At 71.5% G+C, this 25,259-nt stretch carries 27 protein-coding genes; 12 read left to right on the top strand and 15 right to left on the bottom strand.

What is annotated here, in order from left to right; translation table 11 throughout:
- Positions 1-41: 41 nt before the first annotated feature.
- The 10 genes from ACG04Q_RS15810 (at position 42) to ACG04Q_RS15765 (ending at position 11,509) form a co-directional block, all read left to right on the top strand.
- Entirely contained in the window at positions 42-377 is a 336-nt protein-coding gene (locus ACG04Q_RS15810) for a DUF2149 domain-containing protein (protein WP_394511912.1), read from the top strand.
- Positions 374-4,324, top strand: coding sequence for a cobaltochelatase subunit CobN (cobN, locus tag ACG04Q_RS15805; RefSeq protein ID WP_394511911.1), 3,951 nt, complete (start codon positions 374-376; stop codon positions 4,322-4,324). The genes ACG04Q_RS15810 and cobN overlap by 4 nt, the downstream gene beginning before the upstream one ends.
- Positions 4,321-4,983 carry a 5,6-dimethylbenzimidazole synthase gene (bluB, locus tag ACG04Q_RS15800; RefSeq protein WP_394511910.1) on the top strand — a complete coding sequence of 221 codons (663 nt, stop codon included), beginning with the start codon at positions 4,321-4,323 and terminating at the stop codon, positions 4,981-4,983. Before cobN ends, bluB begins: the two co-directional genes overlap by 4 nt.
- Positions 4,984-4,989: 6 nt before the next feature.
- Positions 4,990-5,559 (top strand): cob(I)yrinic acid a,c-diamide adenosyltransferase, encoded by a 570-nt coding sequence (cobO, locus tag ACG04Q_RS15795; protein WP_394511909.1) that lies wholly within the window; start codon positions 4,990-4,992, stop codon positions 5,557-5,559.
- Positions 5,560-5,561: 2 nt separating this feature from the next.
- The gene (locus tag ACG04Q_RS15790; RefSeq protein WP_394511908.1) at positions 5,562-5,888 is read left to right on the top strand and encodes a DUF1636 family protein; all 327 of its coding nucleotides are present in this window, start codon (positions 5,562-5,564) and stop codon (positions 5,886-5,888) included.
- A 2-nt stretch (positions 5,889-5,890) separates the two neighbouring features.
- Complete coding sequence (cbiB, locus tag ACG04Q_RS15785) at positions 5,891-6,799, top strand: adenosylcobinamide-phosphate synthase CbiB (protein WP_394511907.1); 909 nt, start codon at positions 5,891-5,893, stop codon at positions 6,797-6,799.
- Positions 6,796-7,773, top strand: a complete 978-nt coding sequence (locus tag ACG04Q_RS15780; protein ID WP_394511906.1) for an aminotransferase class I/II-fold pyridoxal phosphate-dependent enzyme — start codon at positions 6,796-6,798, stop codon at positions 7,771-7,773. Before cbiB ends, ACG04Q_RS15780 begins: the two co-directional genes overlap by 4 nt.
- Before the next feature lie 73 nt (positions 7,774-7,846).
- Complete coding sequence (locus ACG04Q_RS15775; protein ID WP_394511905.1) at positions 7,847-9,295, top strand: cobyric acid synthase; 1,449 nt, start codon at positions 7,847-7,849, stop codon at positions 9,293-9,295.
- Positions 9,296-9,306: 11 nt separating this feature from the next.
- A complete protein-coding gene (locus ACG04Q_RS15770; RefSeq protein ID WP_394511904.1) occupies positions 9,307-10,386 on the top strand; it encodes a S1/P1 nuclease in 1,080 nt (359 codons plus the stop codon).
- Positions 10,387-10,465: 79 nt separating this feature from the next.
- Positions 10,466-11,509 (top strand): hypothetical protein, encoded by a 1,044-nt coding sequence (locus tag ACG04Q_RS15765; protein WP_394511902.1) that lies wholly within the window; start codon positions 10,466-10,468, stop codon positions 11,507-11,509.
- Between the two features lie 10 nt (positions 11,510-11,519).
- Here ACG04Q_RS15765 and ACG04Q_RS15760 read toward each other — a convergent pair whose 3' ends face one another.
- From ACG04Q_RS15760 to ACG04Q_RS15750, 3 genes are all read right to left on the bottom strand, one after another.
- Positions 11,520-12,845 (bottom strand): DUF1501 domain-containing protein, encoded by a 1,326-nt coding sequence (locus ACG04Q_RS15760; RefSeq protein WP_394511900.1) that lies wholly within the window; start codon positions 12,843-12,845, stop codon positions 11,520-11,522.
- Positions 12,842-14,587 (bottom strand): DUF1800 domain-containing protein, encoded by a 1,746-nt coding sequence (locus tag ACG04Q_RS15755; protein ID WP_394511898.1) that lies wholly within the window; start codon positions 14,585-14,587, stop codon positions 12,842-12,844. The genes ACG04Q_RS15760 and ACG04Q_RS15755 overlap by 4 nt, the downstream gene beginning before the upstream one ends.
- Before the next feature lie 84 nt (positions 14,588-14,671).
- Positions 14,672-15,079: a RidA family protein gene (locus ACG04Q_RS15750; RefSeq protein WP_394511897.1), complete on the bottom strand. Its 408-nt coding sequence runs from the start codon at positions 15,077-15,079 to the stop codon at positions 14,672-14,674.
- 120 nt (positions 15,080-15,199) lie between these two features.
- On the opposite strand from ACG04Q_RS15750, the gene ACG04Q_RS15745 reads away from it, so the two are divergent.
- Entirely contained in the window at positions 15,200-16,117 is a 918-nt protein-coding gene (locus ACG04Q_RS15745; RefSeq protein WP_394511895.1) for a LysR family transcriptional regulator, read from the top strand.
- Positions 16,118-16,141: 24 nt separating this feature from the next.
- Here ACG04Q_RS15745 and ACG04Q_RS15740 read toward each other — a convergent pair whose 3' ends face one another.
- From ACG04Q_RS15740 to ACG04Q_RS15685, 12 genes are all read right to left on the bottom strand, one after another.
- Positions 16,142-16,393, bottom strand: a complete 252-nt coding sequence (locus tag ACG04Q_RS15740) for a YfhL family 4Fe-4S dicluster ferredoxin (protein ID WP_394511894.1) — start codon at positions 16,391-16,393, stop codon at positions 16,142-16,144.
- Between the two features lie 2 nt (positions 16,394-16,395).
- Positions 16,396-16,893 (bottom strand): pantetheine-phosphate adenylyltransferase, encoded by a 498-nt coding sequence (gene coaD, locus ACG04Q_RS15735; protein ID WP_394511892.1) that lies wholly within the window; start codon positions 16,891-16,893, stop codon positions 16,396-16,398.
- Positions 16,890-17,441, bottom strand: a complete 552-nt coding sequence (rsmD, locus tag ACG04Q_RS15730; protein ID WP_394511890.1) for a 16S rRNA (guanine(966)-N(2))-methyltransferase RsmD — start codon at positions 17,439-17,441, stop codon at positions 16,890-16,892. Before rsmD ends, coaD begins: the two co-directional genes overlap by 4 nt.
- Before the next feature lie 27 nt (positions 17,442-17,468).
- On the bottom strand, positions 17,469-18,248 hold the full coding sequence (hisF, locus tag ACG04Q_RS15725) for an imidazole glycerol phosphate synthase subunit HisF (RefSeq protein WP_268168776.1): 780 nt from the start codon (positions 18,246-18,248) through the stop codon (positions 17,469-17,471).
- Between the two features lie 80 nt (positions 18,249-18,328).
- On the bottom strand, positions 18,329-19,078 hold the full coding sequence (gene hisA / locus ACG04Q_RS15720) for a 1-(5-phosphoribosyl)-5-[(5-phosphoribosylamino)methylideneamino]imidazole-4-carboxamide isomerase (RefSeq protein ID WP_394511888.1): 750 nt from the start codon (positions 19,076-19,078) through the stop codon (positions 18,329-18,331).
- A gap of 204 nt (positions 19,079-19,282) precedes the next feature.
- Positions 19,283-19,930 (bottom strand): imidazole glycerol phosphate synthase subunit HisH, encoded by a 648-nt coding sequence (hisH, locus tag ACG04Q_RS15715; RefSeq protein WP_394511886.1) that lies wholly within the window; start codon positions 19,928-19,930, stop codon positions 19,283-19,285.
- Positions 19,927-20,529: a hypothetical protein gene (locus ACG04Q_RS15710; protein ID WP_394511884.1), complete on the bottom strand. Its 603-nt coding sequence runs from the start codon at positions 20,527-20,529 to the stop codon at positions 19,927-19,929. The genes hisH and ACG04Q_RS15710 overlap by 4 nt, the downstream gene beginning before the upstream one ends.
- A complete protein-coding gene (gene hisB / locus ACG04Q_RS15705) occupies positions 20,526-21,122 on the bottom strand; it encodes an imidazoleglycerol-phosphate dehydratase HisB (protein WP_394511882.1) in 597 nt (198 codons plus the stop codon). The genes ACG04Q_RS15710 and hisB overlap by 4 nt, the downstream gene beginning before the upstream one ends.
- Complete coding sequence (hisC, locus tag ACG04Q_RS15700) at positions 21,119-22,201, bottom strand: histidinol-phosphate transaminase (protein WP_394511880.1); 1,083 nt, start codon at positions 22,199-22,201, stop codon at positions 21,119-21,121. The genes hisB and hisC overlap by 4 nt, the downstream gene beginning before the upstream one ends.
- Positions 22,198-22,632 (bottom strand): PIN domain-containing protein, encoded by a 435-nt coding sequence (locus ACG04Q_RS15695; RefSeq protein WP_394511878.1) that lies wholly within the window; start codon positions 22,630-22,632, stop codon positions 22,198-22,200. Before ACG04Q_RS15695 ends, hisC begins: the two co-directional genes overlap by 4 nt.
- A gap of 133 nt (positions 22,633-22,765) precedes the next feature.
- On the bottom strand, positions 22,766-22,978 hold the full coding sequence (locus ACG04Q_RS15690) for a CopG family transcriptional regulator (protein WP_394511877.1): 213 nt from the start codon (positions 22,976-22,978) through the stop codon (positions 22,766-22,768).
- A 47-nt stretch (positions 22,979-23,025) separates the two neighbouring features.
- Positions 23,026-23,871, bottom strand: a complete 846-nt coding sequence (locus tag ACG04Q_RS15685; RefSeq protein ID WP_394511876.1) for a substrate-binding periplasmic protein — start codon at positions 23,869-23,871, stop codon at positions 23,026-23,028.
- Positions 23,872-23,945: 74 nt separating this feature from the next.
- On the opposite strand from ACG04Q_RS15685, the gene ACG04Q_RS15680 reads away from it, so the two are divergent.
- Complete coding sequence (locus tag ACG04Q_RS15680; protein ID WP_394511874.1) at positions 23,946-25,256, top strand: GNAT family N-acetyltransferase; 1,311 nt, start codon at positions 23,946-23,948, stop codon at positions 25,254-25,256.
- The last annotated feature ends 3 nt before the right edge of the window (positions 25,257-25,259 follow it).

Below are 25,259 nucleotides of genomic sequence, written 5' to 3'. Positions count from 1 at the left end.
GGCGCAGACCTCCCTTGGGGCGGCCCGGCGGGAGGTCTGGCATGAAGCACCTCACCATCCTCGCCGAGGAAGACGACGACCCGATGCTGTCGGCCGTCAACCTGGTGGACGTGTTCCTCGTGCTGGTGGTCGCGCTGCTGACCGCCGTGGCGCTGCAGCAGCAGGCGGCGGCGGACGAGAACGTCACCATCATCAAGCGCCCCGGCGAGCCCGACATGGAAGTCATCGTGCGCGAGAAGGGCCAGGAGATCCGCTACAAGGGCAACGGCGGCAGCAGCGAGGGCCAGGGCGTGCGCGCCGGCGTGGCCTACAAGCTGAAGGACGGCAACATCATCTACGTGCCTGAAGCCGGGGCCTCAGGCGCCGGCAAGCCGTGAAGCGTTTCCTGCTGGGCGCCGCCCTCGCGCTGGCGGCAGCCACCGCACAGGCCGCGACGAACCTGCTGTGGATCACGCTGGACATCACGCCGCAGACGCGCCATGCGCTGATCGAACGCGAGGCCGCAGCGGCGGGCGTGACGGTCCAGTCGCTGGACTACCCGCTGCGCACCACGGCGCTGGACGACGCCCAAACCCGCGAGCTGCAGCGCGCGCTGAAGGCCGCGAACGTGGTGTGGATAGACGCCCCACACGCCAGCGTGGCGGCCAAGCTGCAGGCGCTGGTAGGCGACGCCGTCACGCGCGCCGGCAAGCCCGCCACCTGGGTGCCGGCCGGCGAGCCCGCAGCCGGCGACCGCAGCCTGCGTGCCTACCTGCAGGCCGGCGGCGTGGCCAACACGCGCGCCGCCTTCGCCTTGCTGAAGGGTGCCGCACCCGGCGACCTGCCCGCACCGGCGCTGCTGCCGCAACGCGGCCTCTACCACCCCGACCTGCCCGGCCCGCAGCACCTGGCCGCCAGCACTGCGGCGCTGACCCGGCTGGCAGGCGACCGCCCCGCCGTCGCGCTGCTGCTGCACCGCTACCACTTCGTGCAGGGTGCCACCGGCTGGGTGGACGACTGGCTGCGCCGCTTCGAGCGCCAGGGCCTGTTCGCCTACGCGGTGTTCTCGTCCCATCTCGCGGGCGACGCGCTCGCGCCGCTCATCGAGCAGCCCGGCGGCGAGCCGCTGGCGCGCGTCATCGTCAACCATGCGCTGCTGCCGCAGGCCGGCGCGCTGCAGCCGCTGTTCGAGCGCTGGGGCGTGCCCGTGCTGCAGACGCTGCCTTACCGCGCCGGCCCGGCCGCCGACTGGGAGGCCAGCGAGACGGGCCTCGGCATGAGCGACCTGCCCTTCTACTTCGCGCAGCCCGAGGGCGCCGGCGCCATCGACCCGTTGCTCGTCGTGGCCCACGGCGAACGCGGCCGCGAGCCGCGGCTCATCACGCGGCAAGCCGACGCCGTCATCGGCAAGGCTCGCCACCTCATCGCGCTGCAGCGCAAGCCCGTGGCCGACAAGCGGCTGGTGGCCTTCGTCTACAACTACCCGCCCGGCGGCGACCACTTCGGCGCCAGCTTCATGAACGTGCCGCGCAGCCTGGAGAACGTGTCGCAGGGGCTGCTGACCGCCGGCTACCGCGTGCAGCCGCTGGCTGAAAGCGAATGGATCAACGGGCTGAAGCCGCTGATCGCCGCCTACTACCCCGGCGCCGACCTGCGCGCGCTGCTGGCCGCTGACCAGGCCGCCGCACTCCCGGTGGCCGAGTACGAGGCCTGGTTCGCCACGCTGCCCGCTCAGCTCCGCCAGCGCATCCAGGCCCAGTGGGGCGCGCCGGGCAGCAGCCGCTACGTCATCGAACAGAACGGCCGCCAGGTCTTCGTCATCCCGCGCCTGCAGCGCGGCAACTTGAGCGTGCTGCCGCAGCCGCCGCGCGAGGAGACGCTCAAGCGCGGGCAGGACCCGTTCATGCACAAGAGCAGGACGCCGCTGTCGCACCACTACCTGGCCGTCTACCTGTGGGCCCGCCAGGCCGACGCGCTGATCCACTTCGGCACGCACGGCACGCAGGAATGGGCGCCCGGCAAGCTGCGCGCGCTGGACGTGATGGACGAGGCGCTGCTGCCGCTGGGCGACGTGCCGGTCATCTACCCCTACATCGTCGACAACCTCGGCGAAGGCCTCACCGCCAAGCGCCGCGGCCGCGCGCTCATGGTGAGCCACCGCACGCCCAGCTTCGCGCCGGCCGGCTTCAACGCGCGCATGGCCCACATGCACGAGCTGATGCACGAATGGGAGACGGTGGACGCCGGCCCCACGCGCCAGGCGCTGGAGCGGCAGATGGTGGCGCAGTTCGTCGAGCACCAGCTGCACCGCGACCTGGGCTGGACGGCCGAGCAGATCGCCGCCAACTTCGCCGGCTTCCTGGAGCTGCTGCACCCCTGGCTGGACCGTTTGGCGCAAAGCTCGCAGCCCAAGGGGCTGGCGGTGTTCGGCCAGGTGCCCGACGTGGCCGCGCGCCGCACGACGATCTTGCAGATGCTGCGCCAGCCGCTCATCGACGCGCTGGGCGAGGACATCGACGAGGCCTTCCTCATCGATCACGAACGCGTGGCCGGCTCACGGCCCGGCCGCTGGCTGGAGGTCGCATTGAAGGACGCCCAGGCCGCCAGCGTGCTGGACCTGCGCCCGCCCGAGCCCGACGGCTACGTGCCCAACCGCGCCGCGCGCAAGCCGATCGACAGCCCCGCCCTCTTCAAGCTCGCCGAGCGCGCGCAGGAGCTGGAGCGGCGCCTGGCCACCGAGGGCGAGCTGCCAGGCCTGCTGACGGCGCTGGACGGGCGCTTCCTGCCCGCGGCCTACGGCGGCGACCCGCTGCGCAACCCCGACAGCCTGCCCACCGGCCGCAACCTCGCCGGGCTGGACCCGAACCGGCTGCCGACGAAGCAGGCCTACGAGGTGGCGAAGTCGCTGTTCGAGGCCTGGTATGCCGAGCAGGCAAGCCAAGGCCACGCCCCCAACCGCCTCGCGTTGAGCCTGTGGGCCGGCGAGACGCTGCGCCACCAGGGGCTGATGGAGGCACAGGCCTTCGTCGCTTTAGGCGTGGCGCCAGTGTGGGACGACAGCGGCCGGCCGACCGGCGTGAAGCTGCTGCCCGCCGCGGAGCTGAAGGGCGGCCGCCCGCGCGTGGACGTGTTGCTCAGCATCACCGGCTCCTACCGCGACCAGTTCCCCGCGCTGATGGCCCTGCTGGACCAGGCCGTTGCAGCCGTGGCCACCGCCGAGCCCGATGGCAGCGTCGCCAGGCACAGCGCCGCCGTCGCGGCCGAGTTGCGCAAGCAAGGCGTACCGGCCGCCGACGCGCAGGCGCTGGGCCGCGCCCGCGTGTTCGGCAACGCCACGGGCGACTACGGCACCGGCATCGCCGAGGCCGCGCAGGCCGACGGCCTGAAGGCCGGCGACGCACGGCTGGGCCAGCTGTTCCTGCAGCGCATGAGCCAGCCTTATGTGAACGGCGAACCGCTGAAGCTGAGCCGCCCCGCCGCGGCCGCGCAGGCGCTGGGCGCGCACCTGAAGCGCAGCGACGCCGCGCTGATGTCACGCAGCTCGCACCTGTATTCCATGCTCAGCTCGGACGACCCCTTCCAGTACCTCGGCGGCCTGTCCGCCGCGGCGCGCGCGGCCGGCCGCAAGGAGGGCCTGTCGCTGCACGTCAGCCAGCTGCAGGACGCCAGCGACACGCACACCGAGAGCGCGTCCCGCGGCATCGCGCTGGAGATGCAGACGCGCTACCTGCACCCCGGCTGGCTGAAGGCCCAGCAGGCCGAAGGCTGGGCCGGCACGCTGCAGGTGCTGAAGGCCGTGCAGTACACCTTCGGCTGGCAGGCCATCGCGCCGGAGACGGTGCGGCCCGACCACTGGCAGAGCCTGTTCGACAACCTCGTGCGCGACAAGCAGCACCTCGGCCTGCCGCAGTGGCTGCAGCAGAACAAGCAGGCTTACGCCCAGGCGCTGGAACGCCTGATCCAGGCCCAGCGGCTGGGCTACTGGAAGCCCGATCAGGTCACGCGAGAGCAGCTCGCCGCCACCTACCGCACGCTGACGAAGGACGCACCGCTGCACCAGGAACTGCACAGCGTGCGCCAGTGGGCCGCCGACCAGACGCTGGCGCCCGTGATCGAACCCGCCCGCGCGACGCGCGAAGTCCCGCAGGCCAAGCCCCAAGCCCCCACCGAGCCGCCGCCCCCGCGCGGCCTGCTGCTGGAGCGCCAGGCGCCACCGCCCCCCGGCACGCCGATTGCCGGCCACCTGTCGCAGGCGCTGGCCTGGGTGGCGATGGCCCTGCTGATGAGCCTGGGCGCCGCCTGGCAACACCGCCGCACCTCGCACACCGCCCCCGCCACGGCATGACCACCTTCGACGCGCAGCACCACTTCGACGACGCCGAGCGCGACGCGGTCTACCGCGCCATCGCGCTGCGCCGCGACACGCGCCACTTCCAGCCCGGCCAGACCGTGCCCGAGGCGCAACTGCAGCGGCTGCTGCAGGCGCTGCACCAGGGCCCGTCGGTGGGGCTGATGCAGCCTTGGCGCGTCATCCGCGTCACCAACGGCGCGCTGCGCGAGCAGATCGCCGCATTGGTGGAGGCGGAGCGCCAGGCCACTGCGGCCGCATTGGGCAAGCGCAGCGCCGAGTTCCTGCGCCTGAAGGTCGAGGGCCTGCGCGACTGCGCCGAACTGCTGGCGCTGGTGCTGCCGCCGGACGACGGCACCGTGTTCGGCCGCCGTACGCTGCCGCGCGAGATGGCGCTGTGCTCGGCCGGCTGCGCGGTGCAGAACCTGTGGCTGGCCGCGCGTGCCGAGCATCTGGGCCTGGGCTGGGTCTCGATGGTCGAGCCCGCACCGCTGGCCGACCTGCTGCACCTGCCGGCAGGCGCGCAGCCCCTGGGCCTGCTGTGCCTGGGGCCGGTCGAACGCTTCTACGACGCACCGATGCTGGAGCAGCAGGGCTGGCGCCAGCGCCGGCCGCTGTCCGAGCTGCTGATGGACAACCACTGGAACGAAGGCTGAGCCGCCATGGAGATCGAACAACCACCCGTCAACCGCGAACGCATCATCCCCACCGGCGAACGCCGCGGCCTGGTGCTGGTGCACACCGGCGACGGCAAGGGCAAGAGCACGGCTGCCTTCGGCCTCGCGCTGCGCGCGCACGGCCGTGGCAAGCCGGTGCTGATCTACCAGTTCATGAAGGTGCCCAGCGCTCGCTTCGGCGAGCACCGCATCTTCGAGAAGCTGGGCGTGCCCATCATCGGCCTGGGCGACGGCTTCTCGTGGAAGAGCAAGGACCTGGAGCACAGCGCCGAGCTGGCCCGCGAGGGCTGGGCCCGCGCCGAGGCCACCATCCGCAGCGGCGACCACTTCCTCGTCGTGCTGGACGAGATCATGTACCCGCTGCGCTACGGCTGGGTGCCGCTGGATGGCGTGCTGGCCTGCCTGCGCGAGCGCCCGGCCCACGTGCACGTGGTGCTGACCGGACGCGGCGCACCGGCCGAGCTCATCGAGCTGGCCGACACGGTGACCGAGATGACGCTGGTGAAGCACCACTACAAGGCCGGCGTGCCGGCGCAGCGGGGGATAGAGGATTGAGCGTGCTGACGATTTGCACCACCTGCAACGAGGGCCAGGGGCAAATGCTGCTGGAGGCGGTCGAGAACGAAGCGCTGGCGCGCGACTGCACGGTGCCCATCCGCGGCCAGGCTTGCATGGCGGCCTGCAAGCAGAGCTGCACCGCGGCGCTGCAGGGCATCGGCAAGCACAGCTACCTTTTCGGACAGCTGGCGCCGGACGCCGTCAGCGTCGACGCGCTGCTGGACGTGGCCGTCCAGCATGCCGATTCCGCTGACGGCTTGCTCGCCTGGAGCCGCCGACCGGCCTGCCTGAAGACCGGCCTGCTCGCGCGGCTGCCGCCGTTGTGACGATGCCCCTGCTGCTGCCACTGGCCATCGTCGTCGCCCTGCTGGTGGACCGCCTCGGCGAACCCCCGACCTGGATGCACCCCGTCGTCGGCATGGGTCGCTACCTGGGCTGGTTCAAGCTGACGCGGCTGCCGCCGCCGCTGGCCTTCATTGCCGGCGCGCTGGCCTGGCTGGCGGGCGCCGCGCTGACGGGCTTCATCGCCTTGTGGCTGGAAGGCTGGGTGCTGCTGGGGTTGCAGCCCTGGTTCTCGCCATTGCGCCTCGCCGGTGCCGCGCTGCTGATCGGCCTGCTGCTCAAGCCCTTGCTCGCCTGGCGCATGCTGGCCGACGAGGCGATGGCCGTCGAAACAGCGCTCCAGACATCGCTCGATGCCGGCCGCGCGCGGCTGTCGCGCCTCGTCAGCCGCGACACGTCGGCGCTGACCGCCACCGAGGTGCGCGAGGCGGCCATCGAGACGCTGGCCGAGAACCTCAACGACTCGGTCATCGCGCCGCTGTTCTGGTTCGCCGTGCTGGGCCTGCCGGGCGCAGCGATCTACCGCTTCGCGAACACGGCGGACGCGATGTGGGGCTACCGCGACGAGCGCGAGTGGAGCGGCAAGTGGGCGGCGCGCGCGGACGATGTGCTGTCGTGGATCCCCGCGCGGCTCACCGCGCTGGTCATCACGCCGCCCTCGCTGCGGCTGCTGCGCGAGGCGCGCCGCACGCCGTCGCCCAACAGCGGCTGGCCCATGGCCGCGATGGCGCTGCGGCTGGGCCTGCGGCTGGGCAAGCCGGGCGTCTACACGCTGAACGCCGACGGCCGGCAGCCCGCGCCCGATGACCTGCACGCTGCACGCACGGCGGCGTGGCACGCTGTGGCCCTGGGCGCCGCATTGATCGCCCTGCTCGCCTGGACGTTGCGGTCATGAACCCTCTGCTGCTGCCCGAACACGGCGGCCCCGACGACGGGCCGGCGGCGACCTTCGACTTCTCCACCAACGCCAGCCCGCTGGGCCCGCCGCCCGCGCTGCTGGCCGCCGTGCAGGCCGCCGATCGGCGCGCCTACCCCGACCCGGCCTATCGCGCGCTGCGGCGGCTGCTCGGCGATGAAGACCTCGTGTTGCCCACGGCCGGCGGCGCCGAGGGCATACGCCGGCTGACACTGGCCGCCATGCTCGCCGGCCGACGCGAGGTGTGGGTGCCGCAACCGGGCTTCGGCGACTACGCGCAGGCCGCGCAGGCGCTGGGCCTGGCCGTGAAGCCCTACGCGCAGCCCGCGGACATCGCACCCACGGCACCTGCGCTCGTGTGGATCTGCGAGCCCTGCAACCCGACCGGCGCCAGCGTGGCCGCGTGGCCCGACCTGGGCGGGCACCTCGTCATCGTCGACCGCGCCTACGAGCCGCTGCGACTGCAGGGCGACACGCCCGCACTGCCGCCCGGCGCGTGGCAGCTGCACTGCCCCAACAAGGCGCTGGGGCTGACCGGCATCCGCGCCGGCTACGCGGTGGCGCCGGCGGCCGACGACATGTGGCGCCACGCGCTGTCGCTGGCGCCCAGCTGGGTGCTGTCGGCCGAAGGCGTCGCGATGCTGACGCACTGGCTGGACGACGACACGCAGGCCTGGCTGGCCCAGGCCCGCGCCACGCTGCGCGACTGGACCGCCGCGCAGCGCGCGCTGCTGGCCGAGCTGGACTGGCAGCAACGGCCCAGCCGCACCCACTTCTGGCTGGCCCGCCCGCCGCGGCCCGACTACGCGCTGCGGCTGCGCGAGCGGGCATTGCGCCTGCGCGACGCCACCAGCTTCGGCCTGCCGGGCTGGGTGCGCGTGTCGGCCCAGCCACCAGCCGCGCAGCAGGCGCTGCAGCAGGCCGTGCTTGAAATCGAGGGAGAAGACGCATGAGCGCAGCGCCGGGCCGTCCCAAGCAAGCTCACTCCCCCTTGGGGGGACAGGCCGCAGGCCGAAGGGGGTATCAATGAGCCGAGGCAAAGCGGTGATGGTGCTGGGCACCACCAGCGGCGCGGGCAAGAGCTGGCTGGCCACGGCGCTGTGCCGCTGGTACGCGCGGCAAGGCCTGAAGGTGGCGCCGTTCAAGGCGCAGAACATGAGCAACAACGCGCGTGTCGTCCCTGGGCTGAACGGCCTGATGGGCGAGATCGGCAGCGCGCAGTACTTCCAGGCACTGGCCGCCAAGCGTGTGCCCGAGGTGCGCATGAACCCCGTGCTGCTCAAGCCCGAGGCCGACACGCAGAGCCAGGTGGTGGTGCTGGGCGAGGTGGATGCGCAGCTCTCCCGCATGCCGTGGCGCGAGCGCAGCGCGCTGCTGAAGCCGCGCGCCCGCGCCGCGCTGCACGAGCTGATGAGCGAGAACGACGTCGTCGTCATCGAGGGCGCGGGCTCGCCGGCCGAGATCAACCTGGCGCCCAGCGACTACGTGAACCTGGGCACCGCGCGCGACGCCCGCGCCGCCTGCCTGCTGGTGACGGACATCGACCGCGGCGGCGCCTTCGCCCACCTGTACGGCACGCACCAGCTGATGCCCGAGGACGTGCGCGCGCAGGTCAAGGGCTTCGTGCTGAACCGCTTCCGCGGCGACGCCGGCCTGCTGGCGCCGGGCCCCGAGCAGCTGGAGCGGCTGACCGGCGTGCCCACCATCGCCACGCTGCCGATGTGGCGCGGCCACGGGCTGCCCGAGGAAGACGGCGTGTTCGACGACGCCAGCACCGGCAGCGGCGGCGGGCTGCACATCGCCGTCATCGCCTACCCGCGGCTGTCCAACCTCGATGAATTCCAGCCACTGCGCCAGCTGCCCGGCGTGCGGCTGAGCTGGGCGCGCGAGCCGCGCGACCTGGCCGGCGCCGACTGGGTCATCCTGCCCGGCAGCAAGGCCACCGCGGCCGACCTGGCCTGGCTGCGCGCGCAGAAGCTGGACCTGGCCATCAGCGCCCACCGCGGCCGCGTGCTGGGCATCTGCGGCGGGCTGCAGATGCTGGGCGAGGCGTTGATCGACACGCACGGCGTGGACGGCAACGCGCCGGGCCTGGGCCTGCTGCCGCTGGTCACCGTGTTCGAGCCCGAGAAGCTGCTCAGCAACACGGCGCTGCGTTTCGACACCGTCGACGGCCCGTGGGCCGCGCTGGCCGGCGTGCGCACCGAGGGCTACGAGATCCGCCACGGCCGCACGCAGCCGCACCCGGGCCTGCCCGCGCCGCAGGTGGCGCTGCGCAACGCCGCGGGTGACGCCATCGGCTGGCAGGCCGGCCGCGTGCTGGGCGTGTACGCCCACGGCCTGTTCGAGCAGCCGGCCGTGCTGCAGGCGCTGTTCGGCGAGAAAGGCTGGCCGCTGGACGCGGTGTTCGACGGCCTGGCCGACTTCATTGACCTGCATTTCCAACCGGGCAAGATCGCAGGCTTGATCGACTGAAGGAGCCGCCCATGCGCCGACTGCTCATCGCCACGTTGACCGCGCTGCCCGTGGCCGCCCACGCCTGGGGCGCCGACGGCCACCAGACCGTCGCCACGATTGCCGCCGGCCTCATCAAGGGCACGCCCGCCGAGGCCCGCGTGGCCGCGCTGCTGGGTGACATGACGCTGGCGCAGGCCGCGCTGTGGGCCGACTGCGCCAAGGGCATCGTGCCGAGCAACGGCTACACCTACCCGTCGCCCGGCAAGTACGCCGAATGCGCGCCGCTGGAAACGCCCGCGCGCATCGCCGAGATGGCCGACTACGTGAAGCGCAACGACCGCCAGTGCGAGATCGGCGAGGACGAGGACAGCTGCCACCGCCAGACGCACTACGCCGACATCGCGCCGCAGCGCAGCCGCTACCTGCGTGGCTTCGTCGGCACGCGCGACGACGATGTCGTCGGCGCGCTGCGCACCGCCATCCTGGTGCTGCAGGGCAAGCCCGCCGACGGGCCGCCGCACTTCAAGAGCCCGCGCGAGGCGCTCATCGTGCTGACGCACCTGGTGGGCGACATCCACCAGCCGCTGCACGTCGCCGCGCCCTATCTCGACGCGCAGGGCCAGCGCGTGGACCCCGACAAGAAGGGCTTCGACCCCGCCACCTTCACCGTCGGCGGCAACAGCCTGTGGGTGGTGGGCGCGCCCAAGCCGCCAGCGCCCGCACCGGCGCCAGCCCCCGCGCCCGCCGGCGGCACGGGCGAGCCGGTGACGGCCGGCTTCGGCCCCGTGAAGCTGCACACCGTCTGGGACGGCGTGCCCGACAAGTTCAAGCCCGAGCGCGTCAACGCCGCCTGGCTGGCCGAGGCGCGCAAGGTGCACAGCAACCAGGGCGATCCGCTCGACTGGCCGGCCCGCTGGGCCACGCAGTCGCTGGAGCTGGCACGCGGCCCCGTGTTCGACGGCCTGAAGTTCGGGCCCAAGCAGGGCAGCCACTGGACCGTCGTGCTGCCCGGCGGCTACAGCGCCAGGGCCGATGCCATCAAGCGCCAGCAGCTCACGCAGGCCGGCGCGCGGCTGGCCTTCGTGCTGAAGGCGGTGTTCCCGAACTAGGGCTTGCCGCGGCGCCGTCGCGGCGATTCACTGGCGGCCTTGTTGCGAACGATGCCGCCCGACGATGCGCCCCTGGCTGATGGCCCTGCCCACCCTGCTGCTGCCGCTGGCCGCGGCCGCCGATGACACGCCGAACACGCTGATCCAGGCGGCCGTCATCCTCAACGTCTTCGACCGGCTGGACGCCGGCTGCGCCGGTCGCTACAGCGGCGAGCAGCGCGAGCAGCTCCAGCGCTGGCAGGCCGCCAACGATGTCGACGCGCTGCGGGCCCGGCTGCCCGAGCTGCGCGCCGATGCGGCACTGACCGCCAAGCTGGACCGCTCGGCGCAGCAGATCGTGCAGGTCGCCCGCAGCAAGGGCGCCAGCGACTGCGCGGCGGCGGCCTCGCTGACGAAGCTGCCGGACGCCCAGTTCGGCCGGCTGGCGCTGGACAGCCCCAGGCAGCCGGCGCCGCCGCTGCCACGCGAGCCCGCCGCGGCAGCGCCCGCGCCGCTGCCGGCGGCGACGCTGCAGCAGATCGACAGCTTCGCGTTCGCGACGCGGCCGAAGATGGGCCTGGGCGGCTTCATCGCGCTGGACATCTATCCGGTCGTGCTGTTCAGGAACGGCGAGCTGCTGACCGACGTGCGCGGCCTGCGCTTTGCCGGCGGGCTGGACGCGCACCGGGCTGCGCAGGCCGATGCCTGGACGCGCTGGCGCCGCGAAGGCGGCCAGCTGCAGTGGCTGAAGGCCGGGCAATGGGCCAACCTGCCGTTCAACAAGACCTACGCCCGCCTGCCCGCGGACCTGCGCCTGGCCGGGCGCTTTCGCAGCGTCGGCGGCACCGGCAACGTCGCCGTGGGCGGTGCGCAGTCGGTGACCGTGGTGGACGAATACCGCTTCGGCGCCGATGGCCGCGTGGTGCGCAGCGGTGCCGTGGGCAGCACGGCCGCGGCCGGCGACACCGCGGTCGCCACGCGCGGCGGGCCCGGCGAGCGCGCGGGCCGCTACCGCGTGGACGGGCTGCTGCTGCGCATCGACTACGACGATGGCTCGCGCGAGCAACGCGTGCTGATCACCGACCCGGACAAGCCGGGCGGCGCGCTGTGGCTGGATGGGGAAAGCTACGTCGAGCGGCGCTGAGCGAACGCCGTCAGGCCCAGCCCGCGATCCGGTTGAAGCCGCCCCCATGCGGCCACACCGCTGCCAGCGTCGTCGCATCCGCGCCGAACCAGCGTGCCAGCTCGGTGCCGAGCTGGTCGGTGGCCGTCGTTGGCAGCCACACGCCCTGCCCGATGTCGTCGGCGCCGTTGAGGGTCAGGTCGGGCATGCGGCCCAGCAGCTTGCCGCCATTGGTGCCACGCGCCGCGCCACCCACGGCGAAATGGTGGCTGCCCCAGCCATGGTCGGTGCCGGCGCCGTTGCTGGTGAGGTTGCGGCCGAAGTCGCTGGCGCTGAACAGCGTCACGCTGTCGGCCAGTCCCATGGCCGCCATGGCCGTGTTGAACGCGGTGACGGCGCCGTCGATCTCGGCGAAAAGCTCGGCCTGGCGCTGCAGCTGGTCGTCGCCATGCGTGTCGAAGCCGCCCAGGGACGTGAAGAAGCATTGGCGCGACAGGCCCAGCGCCCCGCGCGCGGCAATGAGCTTGGCCGCCATGCCGAGCTGGCGGCCCAGGCCTGTGTCGGGGAACACGGTGCTGACGCTGCTGCTCGCGAGCGCGCCGGCCAGCACGCGCTGCACCTCGATGCTGCGGCCCATCATGTTGAGCCAGGTCTGCTCGAACGGGTGGCTGCGCGTCTCGGCCAGCGTGGCGGCGACGGCGGCGGAGAGCGGGTCCGCGCCGTTCGGGTTGTAGAAGTCGAAGCCGAAGCGTCCCGAAGCCGACACACGATAGGGCGTGAGGCTCTTGTCGCCCGCCTCCCAGATGTTGCCGCCCGACAGGCTTATGGCCGCATAGCCGCGGTTGGCTTGCCCCTCGGCGACGGCACGCTCCAGCAGCCGGCCGCCCCAGCCATGGCGGGCCGGTGCCTCGGCAACACCGCTCTGCCAGGCGCCCTGCTGGTCGCTATGGGAGAACAGGTTCGCGGGCAGCGGCACGCTGCGCGCGTCGTACTGCGCCTTCGTGGTGGGCTGCAGCAGCGGGCCGATGTTGGCGATGACGCTGGCCTGGCCGCCGTTGACCAGACCCTGCAGGCCCGTGAACGCCGGGTGCAGCGCCAGGCCCGTCGCATTGGCGAGTGTGAGCGGCAGCAGCGTGTTGCTGGCCAGCGCCAGGTTGGGCCGTGCGCGCTGGTAGGCGGCGTAGCGCGCATCGGTGGGCACCAGCAGGTTGTTGCCGTCGTTGCCGCCGAACATGAACACGCAGACCAGCGCGCGGTAGTCGCTGGCGGCGGGCGCCGTCTGCGCGAGCGCGCGCATCTGGGCCCAGGGGTTGAGCGCCGCGGCGGCACCCAGTTGGAGCAGGTGGCGGCGTTTCATCGCTGGATGACGTGGTCGGGGCTGAGGGCGGTCACGATCAAGGCAGCCTTGACCGATTCGGTCTTGCTGTCGATCGCACCGATGAGCTTCGTCAGGCGTTCGCGCGTGGTCGCGCTCATGCCCAGGTTGAAGAACAGCAGGTCCAGGCGAGCGATGAGCGCGGTGGCGTCCAGCGCCGCCAGGCTCGCCAGGTCGAGGTTCAGGCGGTGCTGCTCCGGCCAGCCATAGCCGCCGCCGTTGACCAGCTCGGCGAAGAAGTTCAGCGAGCCCGCCACGGCCGTCTCGCCGCTGATCTGGAACTCCGGCGCCACCCATCCCTGCGCGGCGATGGGGCCGGCCGGGCGGTAGCCGGGCGCATAGAAGTTGAAGACCGACGGCGCCAGCAGCGGGCTCTGGCCCAGCGCGTCGTCGCTGCTGTCCAGGTACTGGATGCGGTTTAGGCCGCTGGCGCTCTTGGCCCCCAGGCCGCGCAGGAAGTTGGCGAAGCGGATGACCGGCTCGCGCTGCTTGGCGACGTTCGCGGCCGGGCTGTCGCCGCGCGCCTCGGCGTCCATCAGCACGGCGCGCACGACGGCCTTCAGGTTGCCGCGCACGCCGGCGCCGTCGTTGGCGAACACGGCCGCCACGCGGGCGACGAACGCCGGGCTGGGGTTGCTCGTCACCAGCCGCTGGATGAGCTGCTTGGCAAAGAACGGCGGCACGTTGGGATGCTGGAAGATGGTGTCCAGCGCATCGGCCATGTCCTTCTCGGGCGTCTGGCCGGCGGGCAGCGTCTTGCCATCCAGCAGCAGCTTCTCGCCGGGCGAGTGATAGCCGGCCCAGGCTTTCATCGGCACCACCCACAGCGACTCGTCGTTCTCGTCGTGGTCGTGGAATTGCGATGACTTCGTGTTGTCCAGCGCGCCGTAGCTCCAGCCGCTGAACGCCTTCGCAAAGCCCTTCACGACGGCCTCGTCGTAGGTGGGCTGGGTCTTGCCGGCGGCATCGAGCTTCGGCGTGCCGTCGGCATTGAGCTGGATGAGGCCGATGGAGAACAGCTGCAGCACCTCGCGCGCGAAGTTCTCGTTGGGATGGGTGCCTTTGCTGGGGTTCTCCTTCTCGCTCTCCAGCATGTTCAGGTAGTAGCCCATGGCCGGGTGCAGCGCCACATCCTGCAGCAGCGTGCGCCAGTTGCCGAAGGCATTGCGGTTGAGCATGTCCAGGTAGCTGCTCATGGCCACCGGCCGGATGTCGGGCGCGATGTTGCTGATGACGAAGATCTGCAGCAGCGCCCAGCTGACGCGGGCGCGCAGCTGGTCCTCGCCGGTCAGCCACTGCTGCCACAACGCCTCGTAGCTGGTCTCTTCGGCCAGGTAGGGCTTTTCGCCGGCCTTCTGGTCGCGGCCGCGCTGGCTGTTCAGGTAGTCCAGGTGCAGCGCCGCGGGCCGGGCGAACTGCGCGGCCAGCCAGCCGTCGAAGCCCTGCGCCACGAGCGCATCGACCTGGGCCGGGCCGGTGGCGCCGAAGGTCGCCTGGCTGAGGAAGCGGGCCGCGTCGCGGCGCGAGGGCGGCGGTGCGGCGGGCGTGCCTGGCGTCGGGGCGCTGCCGGTCGGCGTGGCCGTGCCGCCCGCGTCAGCGCCACCGCCGCCACCACCGCAAGCGGCCAGCAGCGCAGCAGCGGCCAGCGCGGCCGCAGCGGTTTCCGTGCTCAGGGCTGGCGGCGCGGCCTGCCCTGGCGCCAGCGTGTCGATGTCGTCATCCATGCCGCCTCCAGCGTCGCGGCGCGACTGTAGGCAGGCATGCCGCTTGCCGGCGTGAGCAATGGTGACGAATGTTGCCGCGGGCGCTCAGGCGGCTGCGGCCTGCGGCAGCTTGGCGATGACCTTGATCTCGAACTGGAAGCCATAGAGCCAGGTCACGCCGACGCCCGTCAGCGTCGGGTGGGGCGCCTCGCCCCAATGCGCCATGACGACGGGCCAGACGCGCTCGAAGTGCTGCTGCGGGTCCACCATGAACACCGTCACGTCCACGACGTCACGGAAGCTGCAGCCGGCAGCCGCGAGCACGGCGTCCAGGTTCTCGAAGGCCAGGTGCACCTGCGCGAGCAGATCAGGTTCAGGCGAGCCATCGGGCCGGCTGCCCACCTGGCCGGAGACGAACAGGAAGCCGTTGGAGCGGATGGCCGGTGAGTAGCGGTTGCGCTCGTACAGCGCCTGGCGGCCGGCGGGGAAGACGGCGTCGCGTGCGGAAGACATCGGGGACTTTCTCGGTTGGACAAACACCCAGCCACTCTAGGCAGCGCCCGCGCGCCGATAAACCGGCACGCCCCACAATCAGTTTTTGCCGTCGCCAAACAATCGGGAGCCCGACACCCCATGGACCGTTTCGATGCGCTGCAGGCCTTTGCCCGTGTCGTGGAGACCGGCAGCTTCACCAAGGCTGCCCGCGCGCTGGATGTGAGCAACACCACCATCACGCAGCTGGTGCAGCAGCTGGAGGCTCGCCTGCGCGTGAAGCTGCTGCACCGCACGACGCGGCAGGTGCGCGTCACCGAAGACGGCGCGGCCTACTACGACCGCGTGGTACGCGTGCTGGCCGACCTGGAGGACGCCGACACCGGGCTGTCCAGCGCCGCCGCCGCGCCGCGCGGCCGACTGCGCGTGGACGTGCCCAGCCCGCTCGCGCGGCTGGTGCTGGTGCCGGCGCTGCCGGAATTCCAGGCGCGCTACCCCGACATCGAGCTGCACCTCGGCGTCAGCGACCGCATGGTCGACGTCATCGGCGATCACGTCGACTGCGTGATCCGGGGCGGCGAACTGGAGGACTCCTCGCTGATGGCCCGGCGCGTCGGCTCGCTGGCCCTGGGCCTGTACGCGGCGCCCGCCTACCTGCAGCGCGCCGGCCGGCCGGCGCATCCGCGCGAGCTGGCCGGCGAGGAGCACCGCCTCGTGGGCTATCTGCGCTGGCGCAGCGGCCGCATCGCGCCCGTCACGCTGCATCGCGATGGCGAAGCCGTGGCCGTGCTGGGCCGCCATGCGCTGGCGGTGGACGACGGCAACGCCTACCTGGCGGCCGGCGTGGCCGGGCTGGGCGTGCTGTGCACGCCGCGCTACATGGCCGCGCCGCACGTCGCGCGGGGCGAGCTGGTGCCGCTGCTGGAGGACTGGCGGGCGGCGCCGATGCCGCTGTACATCGCCTTCCCGCCGCACCGGCACGTGAGCGCCAAGCTGCGCTGCTTCATCGACTGGGTGGCCGAGCTGCTCGCCGGCCAGCCCGACATCGCGCCGCCCTGAGCCAGGCGCGCAGCGCGAGGCTCGTCAGGTCGCGGCGGTCAGGCGCTGGTACTTCTGCAGCAGCGTCTCGCGGCTCTCCACATGCGCCGGGTTGACGGGAATGCAGGCCACGGGGCAAAGCATCACGCACTGCGGCTCGTCGAAATGGCCCACGCATTCGGTGCACTTGCTGGGCTCGATCTTGTAGAACTCCTCGCCCATTGAGATCGCGTTGTTCGGGCACGCGGGTTCGCAGACATCGCAGTTGATGCACTCATCGGTAATCATCAACGCCATGGTCAGCTCCCCTTGAACTTGTCGTTCAGGCGCGCCAGCACGCCGGGCGACACGAACTCGGCCACCTCGCCGCCCAGCGTCGCGATCTCGCGCACGAAGGTGCTGGAGGTGTACTGGTGGCGCTCGCCGGGGGTCAGGAAGATGGTCTCGACCTCGGGCATCAGCTTGCGGTTCATGCCGGCCATCTGGAACTCGTACTCGAAGTCGCCGCCGGTGCGCAGGCCGCGCACGACGACGCGGCCGGCATGCGCCCGCACGAAGTCTCGCAACAGCCCGTCGAAGGCGATGACCTCGACGTTGCCCAGCTCGGCCGCCACGTCCCGTGCCATGGCCAGCCGCTCGTCCAGCGTGAACAGGGTCTTCTTGTGGTGGCCCACAGCCACGGCCAGCACCAGGCGCTCGAACATGCCGGCGGCGCGGCGCATCAGGTCTTCGTGGCCCAGGGTGATGGGGTCGAAGGTGCCGGGGTAGACGGCGGTGATCGTCGTGCGGGAGGTCATGGGGTCGGATTGTCCTCGCGGCGCAGCAGGTGGTAGTGCACCGCGCCCGCACGCCCCTGGCGCCACACGGTAAAACCGGCCGGCGGCGTGATCTCGTGCGGGGCTTCCACGTAGATCAGCCCGCCCTCGGTCAGCAGCGGCAGCGCGGCGGTCAGGGCCGCGTCGAATAGGTCGGCGGCGAAGGGCGGGTCCAGCAGCACGAGGTCGAAGCCGCCGCGCGGTGCGGCGCGCATCCAGGCCAGCGCGTCGGCGGCATGCACCTTCATCGTCGTGGCCTTCAGGCGCTGCACGCTGGCGCGCAGGCCGGCAGCCAGCTTGACATCGCGCTCCACCAGCACCACCTCGGCGGCGTCGCGCGAAGCGGCCTCAAAGCCCAAGGCGCCGCTGCCCGCGAAGGCGTCCAGCACGCGCCAGCCGGTCAGCGTCTGGCCCAGCCAGTTGAAGAGCGTCTCGCGCACGCGGTCCGACGTGGGCCGCAGGCCCGGTGCGTCGGGCACGGGCAGCTTGGAACGCTTCCACTGCCCGCCAATGATTCGAATCTCACCCATGGCCGCATTGTCCGCGGCGGCGGACGATCACTGGCGGACGGGAATGCCGCGTGCGGCCATCAAGGCCTTGGCTTCGCCCACCGTGTGCTGGCCGAAGTGGAAGATGCTGGCGGCCAGCACTGCGTCGGCACCGCCCTTGGTGATGCCGTCGGCCAGGTCGTCCAGCGAACCGACACCGCCCGAGGCGATGACCGGCACGGGCACCGCGTCGCTCACGGCGCGGGTGAGTTCCAGGTCGAAGCCACTCTTGGTGCCGTCACGGTCCATGCTGGTCAGCAGGATCTCGCCGGCGCCGAATTCGGCCATCTGCTTCGCCCACGCCACCGCGTCCAGGCCCACGTTCTTGCGGCCGCCGTGGGTGTAGACGTCCCAGCCCGGGCCGCGGGCCGCGAGGTCGTCGCCCTGGCGGCGCTTGGCGTCGATGGCCACCACGATGCACTGCGCGCCGTAGCGGTCGCTGGCGGCGCGGATGAGTTCGGGGTCGGCCACCGCCGCAGAGTTGAAGGACACCTTGTCGGCACCTGCATTCAGCAGCCGGCGCACATCGGCCACGGCGCGCACGCCGCCGCCCACGGTCAGCGGGATGAAGACCTTGGAGGCCACGTCTTCGATGATGTGCAGGATCAGGTCCCGGCCATCGCTGGTGGCGGTGATGTCGAGGAAGGTGAGCTCGTCGGCGCCCTGCTCGTTGTAGCGGGCGGCGATGTCCACCGGGTCGCCCGCGTCACGCAGGCCGACGAAGTTGACGCCTTTGACGACACGGCCAGCCGTGACGTCGAGACAGGGGATGATGCGTTTGGCCAGCATGTCAGCGGCGCGTGGCCGTCCAGAGCCGCTGACGCGCCCCCTCGGGGGGCAGCGAGCGAAGTGAGCGTGGGGGCAGCATGTCAGCCCAATGCAGCCATCAGCTCATCTGCCCGCGCCTGGCCGGCCGCGAAGTCGAGGTCGCCCGTGTAGATGGAGCGGCCGCAGATGACACCTTCGACGCCGTCGCCGAACACCGCGCACAGGCGCTCGATGTCGGCGATGTTGGAAAGTCCGCCCGACGCGATGACGGGGATGGTCAGCGATTGCGCCAGCTTGACGGTGGCCTCGATGTTGATGCCGGACAGCATGCCGTCGCGGCCGATGTCGGTGTAGATGACGCCTTCGACGCCGTAATCCTCGAACTTCTTCGCCAGGTCGACGACCTCGTGGCCGGTCAGCTTGCTCCAGCCGTCGGTGGCGACCTTGCCGTCCTTGGCGTCCAGGCCCACGATGATGTGGCCGCCGAAGGCGCTGCAGGCGTCCTTCAGGAAGCCGGGGTTCTTGACCGCGGCCGTGCCGATGATGACGTAGCTCAGGCCGTCGTCCAGGTAGCGCTCGATGGTGTCGAGGTCACGGATGCCACCGCCGAGCTGGATGGGGATCTCGTCACCGACCTCCTTGATGATGGCCTTGATGGCCGGCTCGTTCACCGGCTTGCCCGCGAAGGCGCCGTTCAGGTCCACCAGGTGCAGGCGGCGCGCACCGGCGTCCACCCAGCGGCGCGCCATCGCGGCGGGGTCTTCGCCGAAGGTGGTGGAGTCGTTCATGTCGCCTTGCTTGAGGCGGACGCAGCGACCGTCTTTCAGGTCGATGGCAGGGATCAGCAGCATGGCCGGTGGCTAGAGAGCTGTGGAATGGTTGTGAGGCGAGGCGCAGAGGCTGTGAGCCGTGCGCTCGTGCCCGAGCGGGTCGCCCAGGTGGCGCCAATCAAGGCGCAAAGCGGAGCCGTAGTGCGTGCTACGGCGAGCATTTGCAACGACGAGTGGCGGCGCTTGGGCGGCACGAGCGGGCATGAGGGCATGGCTCGCAGCCTCTTAGGGCTTCCAGTGCAGGAAGTTGCGATACAGGGCGAGGCCCAGCGCGGCACTTTTCTCGGGGTGGAATTGGGTGGCAAAAATATTATCCCGGGCCACTGCACAGGTAAAGCGCAGGCCGTAGTCCGTCTCGCCGGCGCTGTGCTCGGGCTGGGCGGTGGTGGCGTAGAAGCTGTGAACGAAGTAGAACCAGCTGTCGTTCGGGATGCCATCCCACACCGCGTGCGCACGCGGCTGGTGCACGCGGTTCCAACCCATCTGCGGCACCTTGAAGCGGCTGCCGTCGTCCTGCAGACGGCCCTCCAGGCGAAAGCGCTGCACGCGGCCCGGAATGAGCCCCAGGCCCGGCGTGTCCTGCTCCTCGCTGTGGTCCAGCAGCATCTGCATGCCCACGCACACGCCCAGCAGCGGCTTGGTGGCGGCGGCTTCCAGCACGGCTTCCTTGGCGCCCGACGCGGCCAGCTCGGCCATGCAGTCGCGCATGGCGCCCTGGCCCGGCAGCACGACGCGCTCGGCGGCGCGGATCACTTCCGGGTCGCAGGTGATGGCCACCTCGAAGCCCTGCCCCTCGGCGGCATGGATGACCGCCTGCGACACCGAGCGCAGGTTGCCCATGCCGTAGTCGACGACAGCGACGGTGCGGCTCACAGCGATCCCTCCTCACGCGACAGATCGACGAGCGCCTCGGCCAGCGCGCGCACTGCGTCGTCGGACACGGCGAGATCCTTCGCCGGGAAGGTGGCGCGCAGCTTCCAGATCGCGCCACCACCGCTCCACAGCTGCACATGGGTGCGCAGGGCGTCGCGACCGGTCATTTCCAGGAAGGCGGAGCCCACCATGACCTCGACCCCGTGGCGGCCGCGCTTCTCGTAGTTCGCCTGCAGATCCCGCACGCTCGCGCCCGGCTGCTGCTTCCACTTTTGCTCCACGGCAATCATCGTGCCCTGGAACTGGTCCATCAGCCGGGGGTCGCGCTCGACATCGTCGATGACGCCCAGGCCGGCGCGATAGATGTAGACATCGGCCCACATGCCGCTGGGGTGCTCGTAGCGCACGCTGCAGCCAAAGCCCGGCGCCTGCGCCTCAAAGCCGTGCGTGCGGCCACGCGTGAAGGCAGGCCCGAGGATCTGCGGCAACGCCTGCTGGGTCCTGGGATGCAGGCACGGCAAACCGTCCTGCGCCCGGACGGCCGCCGGCGCGAGCCAGGCCGCCATCGCCAGCGCGGCCGCGCCCCAGACGCGGCTCACAGCGAGCCCTTCGTCGACGGGATGACGCCGGCCGAGCGCGGGTCCAACGTCGTCGCCATGCGCAGCGCGCGGCCGAAGGCCTTGAACATGGTTTCGGCCTGGTGGTGGGCGTTGTGGCCCTTCAGGTTGTCGATGTGCACGGTGGCCAGCGCCGCGTTGGCGAAGCCCTGGAAGAACTCGAACGTCAGCTGCGTGTCGAAGGCGCCGATGCTGCCGGCCGTGAACTTGACGTCCATGTGCAGGCCGGGGCGACCGGACAGGTCGATGACGACGCGCGACAGCGCCTCGTCCAGCGGCACGTAGCTGTGGCCGTAGCGCGTCAGGCCGGCCTTGTCGCCCACGGCCTTGGCGATGGCCAGGCCCAGCGTGATGCCGACGTCTTCCACCGTGTGGTGGCCGTCGATGTGCAGATCGCCCTCGCAGTGGATGTCCAGGTCGATCAGGCCGTGGCGGGCGATCTGGTCCAGCATGTGGTCGAAGAAGCCGATGCCGGTCTGCAGCTTGGACTGGCCGGTACCGTCGAGATTGATGCGCACCGTGATGCGCGTCTCGCGGGTGTTGCGGGTGACTTCGGCGGTGCGGGGGGTGCTCATGACAGGCAGCTCGTGAGTTCGGCGAGGAGGCGGGTGTTTTCGTCGGGCGTCCCGACCGTGAAGCGCAGGCAGTTCGCGAGCAGCGGATGCATGGCCGAGACGTTCTTGATCAGCACGCCGCGCGCCTTCAGCGCCGCGAAGGTGGCTGCCGCGTCCTGCACCCTCGCGAGAATCATATTGCCCTCACTGGGCCAGGGGCGCACGCCAGGCAGCGCCTGCAAGGCTTCGAGGAGCCGCTCGCGCTGCTGGCGCAGCTCGGCGGCCTGTGCGGCGTAGACGTCGGCATGCTCCAGCGCGAAGAAGGCGGCCTCGGCATTCAGCACGCTGATGTTGTACGGCGGGCGCAGCTTCTCGATCTGCGCCACCAGTTCAGCGTTGCCCAGCAGATAGCCGATGCGCACGCCGGCCAGGCCGAACTTGCTCATCGTGCGCATGACCAGCACGTTCTTCTGGCGCGCCATCAGCGCGAGGCTGTCGGCGCTCGCGAACGGCTGGTAGGCCTCGTCCATGACGACCAGCCCCGGCGCCGCCTGCGCGATGCGCGCGATGACGGCCGCGTCCCACAGCGTGGCGGTGGGGTTGTTGGGGTAGGCCAGGTAGATGAGCGCCGGCTGGTGCTGGTCGATGGCGGCCAGCATCGCGGCCTCGTCGAGCTGGAAGTCATCGGCGCGCAGCGGCACGCCGATGAAGTCCAGCCGCTGCTGCTTCGCGAAGGCCTCGTACATGACGAACCCCGGCACGGGCGCCAGCACCGAGGCGCCGGGCTTGGCGACGGCGATGCTGAGCAGGCCGATCAGTTCGTCCGAGCCGTTGCCCAGCGTGACGCCCACGTCGTCGCCCACGCCGGCGTGGCGCGCCAGCGCGCGGGCCAGCTCGGCGGTGCGCTCGGCCGGGTAGCGGTTCAGCGCCACGGCGCCCAGGCGTGCGCCCAGCGCCTGCTGCAGCGCGGGCGGCAAGCGGTAGGGGTTCTCCATCGCGTCCATCTTCAGCACGCCGTGGCTGGGTTGCACGACATAGGCATGCGCCGCGCGCACGTCGGGGCGGATGCAATCCAGGGCTTGTTGGAGCGGGTCGGTCATGGCGCTGCGACGATGGGGTTGAGGACTTGCACGCTGTCGTAGACGGCCTCGTGCGGCAGGGCCAGGCTGAGCAGCCTTGTGCAGCCCTGGGCCTTGGCGCTGGCGACGACCAGCGCATCGGCGAACGGCAGACCGAAGCGGCTCTCCAGCGACCAGGCGGATTCGACCGTGGCCTGGTCCGCCTGCCACGGGCGCCAGTGCTGGTAGCGGCGCACCTCGGCGCGCACGTCGCCCTGCGGCATGGGCGGCTTCACGCGCTGCGTGGCCAGCAGATAGAAGTCGTTCAGCACCTGCACCGACACGCGGCCGCTGCGCGTGGACCACAGCACGCGCAGCCAGGCCAGCACCTGCTCGCGCTCGGCCGGGCGGGCGCCGTCCTCGCTGAACAGCAGCACGGAGGTGTCGACGAACACGGGGGCGGTGAAATTCATGTCAATGCATTCACGGGTCGAGCGCCGGGCCGCACCCAAGCCGGCCCGTCATGGCGATGTGCTTGCGGCTCAACGCCGCATGCATCGCCGTCCCCTCGGGGGACCGGCCAACGTACCCGTTGGACGAGGGGCTTCATGTTCTGCCGGGGTAGGGCTGACCGTCGGACGACCACGAGCGCTCCCGGTGCAGCCAGTCCTGCAGCGCGCGCTCGTAAGCATCGTCATGCTGCATCTTCTCGGCCAGCAGTTCACCGAGCAGCCGAGAGACGCTGGTGTTGCACCGCGCCGCCTCCAGCCGCGCCCATTCGGCCACGGCGTCGTCCATCGAGACGGTCACGTTCTTCATGGGGCGAAGATTACACGAAGTTCGTGTTGCACGAACTTCGTGTCACGTTAACCCGGGGATTTGCTGCCCAGGTCCAGCTCGTCGAGCGGCGGCAGCAGCGGGTTGCGCAGCTCGATGACCTTGCGCGCACCGAACTGGGCACGGGCGACGTCTTCGCCGTGATGCCGCTCGAACAGGCGCTCCCAGGCACCGTTGGCACGCAGCCGCAGCAGGCCGGTCTCGATGGCCTGGGCCAACTGGGGCTCGTCCCGGGCGACGAAGTAGTAGACGGCGGCCGGGTAGTGCAGGCACAGGTTGGGCACCACCACCAGCCCCTGACCGTAGCGCTCCAGCTCCCACCACACCTCTTCGACCGAGCGCGGGAAGGCGTCAGCGCGGCCCAGGCGCAACTGCTTGAACATGGCGTCGTAGCTGGGCGAGACCACCACGTCGAGCCCATTGGCCCGCAGGACGCCGGTGTCCGGCCATTCATGCCCGGACACCATCGAGAACCGACGCAGCTCCGACAGCGTCTGCACGGCCGACATGCGCTGCGCCACCTCCGGGGTGGCCAACAGCAGCCGCCAGCCGAACAGCCCACGGAAGATGGACAGGCGCACCGGCAGCGCCTGCTGCTCGCGCTCGACGGAGGTCATGGTCCACAGCACGTCCAGCCGGCGGCGGCGCCCCAACTCCTGCAGCGCGCGGTTCTGCGGGATGAGTTCCGTGGTGGGCTCCAGCGTGGCGGGCACGCCTGCGGCCGCCAGCGCCTGCTCCAGCAACAGGGCGGGATAGCTGCGCTGCACATCGGCCTTGGCCGACACATGCGGAATGCGCAACCGGCGAGGCTGCGCCCGGGCGAGCAGTGGGACGGCGCCCGAGGACAGCAGGAGTTCGCGACGACGCAAGGACATCACCGCAGCCTAGCCGAAACAACGGACGCCGGCCCTTGAGTTAGCCTGCGGCCCCGACACTCCACGCGCCGCCGATGCCCTTGCCGCCCCTCGCCAAGAAACCCCTGCTCGCCACCGTCGCCAAGCTCAAGCGCACCGGGCGGGCACTGGGCCGGCTCAAGCCCCAGCCGGTCAGCCCGGCGCAGGCGCTGCAGGACATCAAGGCCCGGCGCGTTGCGCGCCGCACCGCGTCGGGGCTGCAGCTGGTGCTGGCGGACCGCATCGACTTCGTCAATCCGGCGCACTGGGACGCACTGGCCGCGCAGACCGTCTTCCTGTCGCGCGACTACCTGCGCGTGCTGGAGCAGCACGCGCCCGACAACCTGGAGCCACGCTACGCGATGGCCTATGCCGACGGCAAGCCGGTCGCGGCGCTGCTGCTGCAGCGCGTCAGCGTGGGCGCCGCGCAGCTGCGCAAGCCGGGCAGCAAGAAGCTCGTCGACCCGGTGGCCGGCCTGCGCGAGCACCTGCTGGTGTGCGGCAACCTGCTCGTCTGGGGTACCCGCGCAATGGCGCTGGCGCCGCATGCCGACGAGGCGCAGCTGTGGCATGCCGTCTGCGAAGCCATCTACCGCGTGCGCCGGGCGGACAAGCTCAGCGGCCAGTCCGACCTGGCCCTCATCAAGGACCTCGGCATGGCCGGGGAGCAGGTGCCGCCGGCGCTGCGCCTGCTGGGCTACCGCAGCGTGGAGACCGAGCCCGACATGGTGCTGACGCTGCGCCCCGAATGGCGCAGCTGGGACGACTACCTCGCCAGCATGACCTCGGGCTACCGCAGCGCGGCCAGGAAGCTGCTGAAGGACTGCGCCGCCGCCGGCCTGACGCTGCGCGACGCGAGCGCCGACGAGATGGCCGCTCGGGCGGACGAGCTGCATGCGCTGTACGGCCAGGTGCATCAGGCGCAAGGCCTGCGGCTGGCGACGCTGACGCCGGGCTACCTGCCCGCCATGGCGGCGGCTTTAGGCGAGCGCTTCCGCTGCCGCGTGGCCGAACACGCCGACGGCCGCTGGCTGGGCTTCGTCACCAGCGTGCACGACGGCGATACGACGCTGGGCTACTACATCGGCTATGACCGCGCGGCCAACGCCGACGCGCCCATCTACCTGACGCTGCTGCAGTCCACCGTGCAGGACGCCATCGCCTTTGGCTCCGCGCGGCTGAGCCTGGGCCGCACGGCGCTCGAGCCCAAAGCCAAGATGGGCTGCAAGCCCGAGCCGCTGAGCTGCGCGGTGCGGCACCGCGTGTCGGCGCTGAACTGGATCACGACGGCGCTGACGCGCACCGCCGAGCACGACGAGCCGCCGGAGCGCAGCCCGTTCAAGGCCACGCCGGTGGACGCGGCCTGAGCG

The sequence above is a fragment of the Pelomonas lactea genome, from assembly GCF_043555885.1.
Lineage (GTDB): Bacteria > Pseudomonadota > Gammaproteobacteria > Burkholderiales > Burkholderiaceae_C > Pelomonas > Pelomonas lactea.
This window is presented reverse-complemented; position numbering and strand designations above follow the sequence as displayed.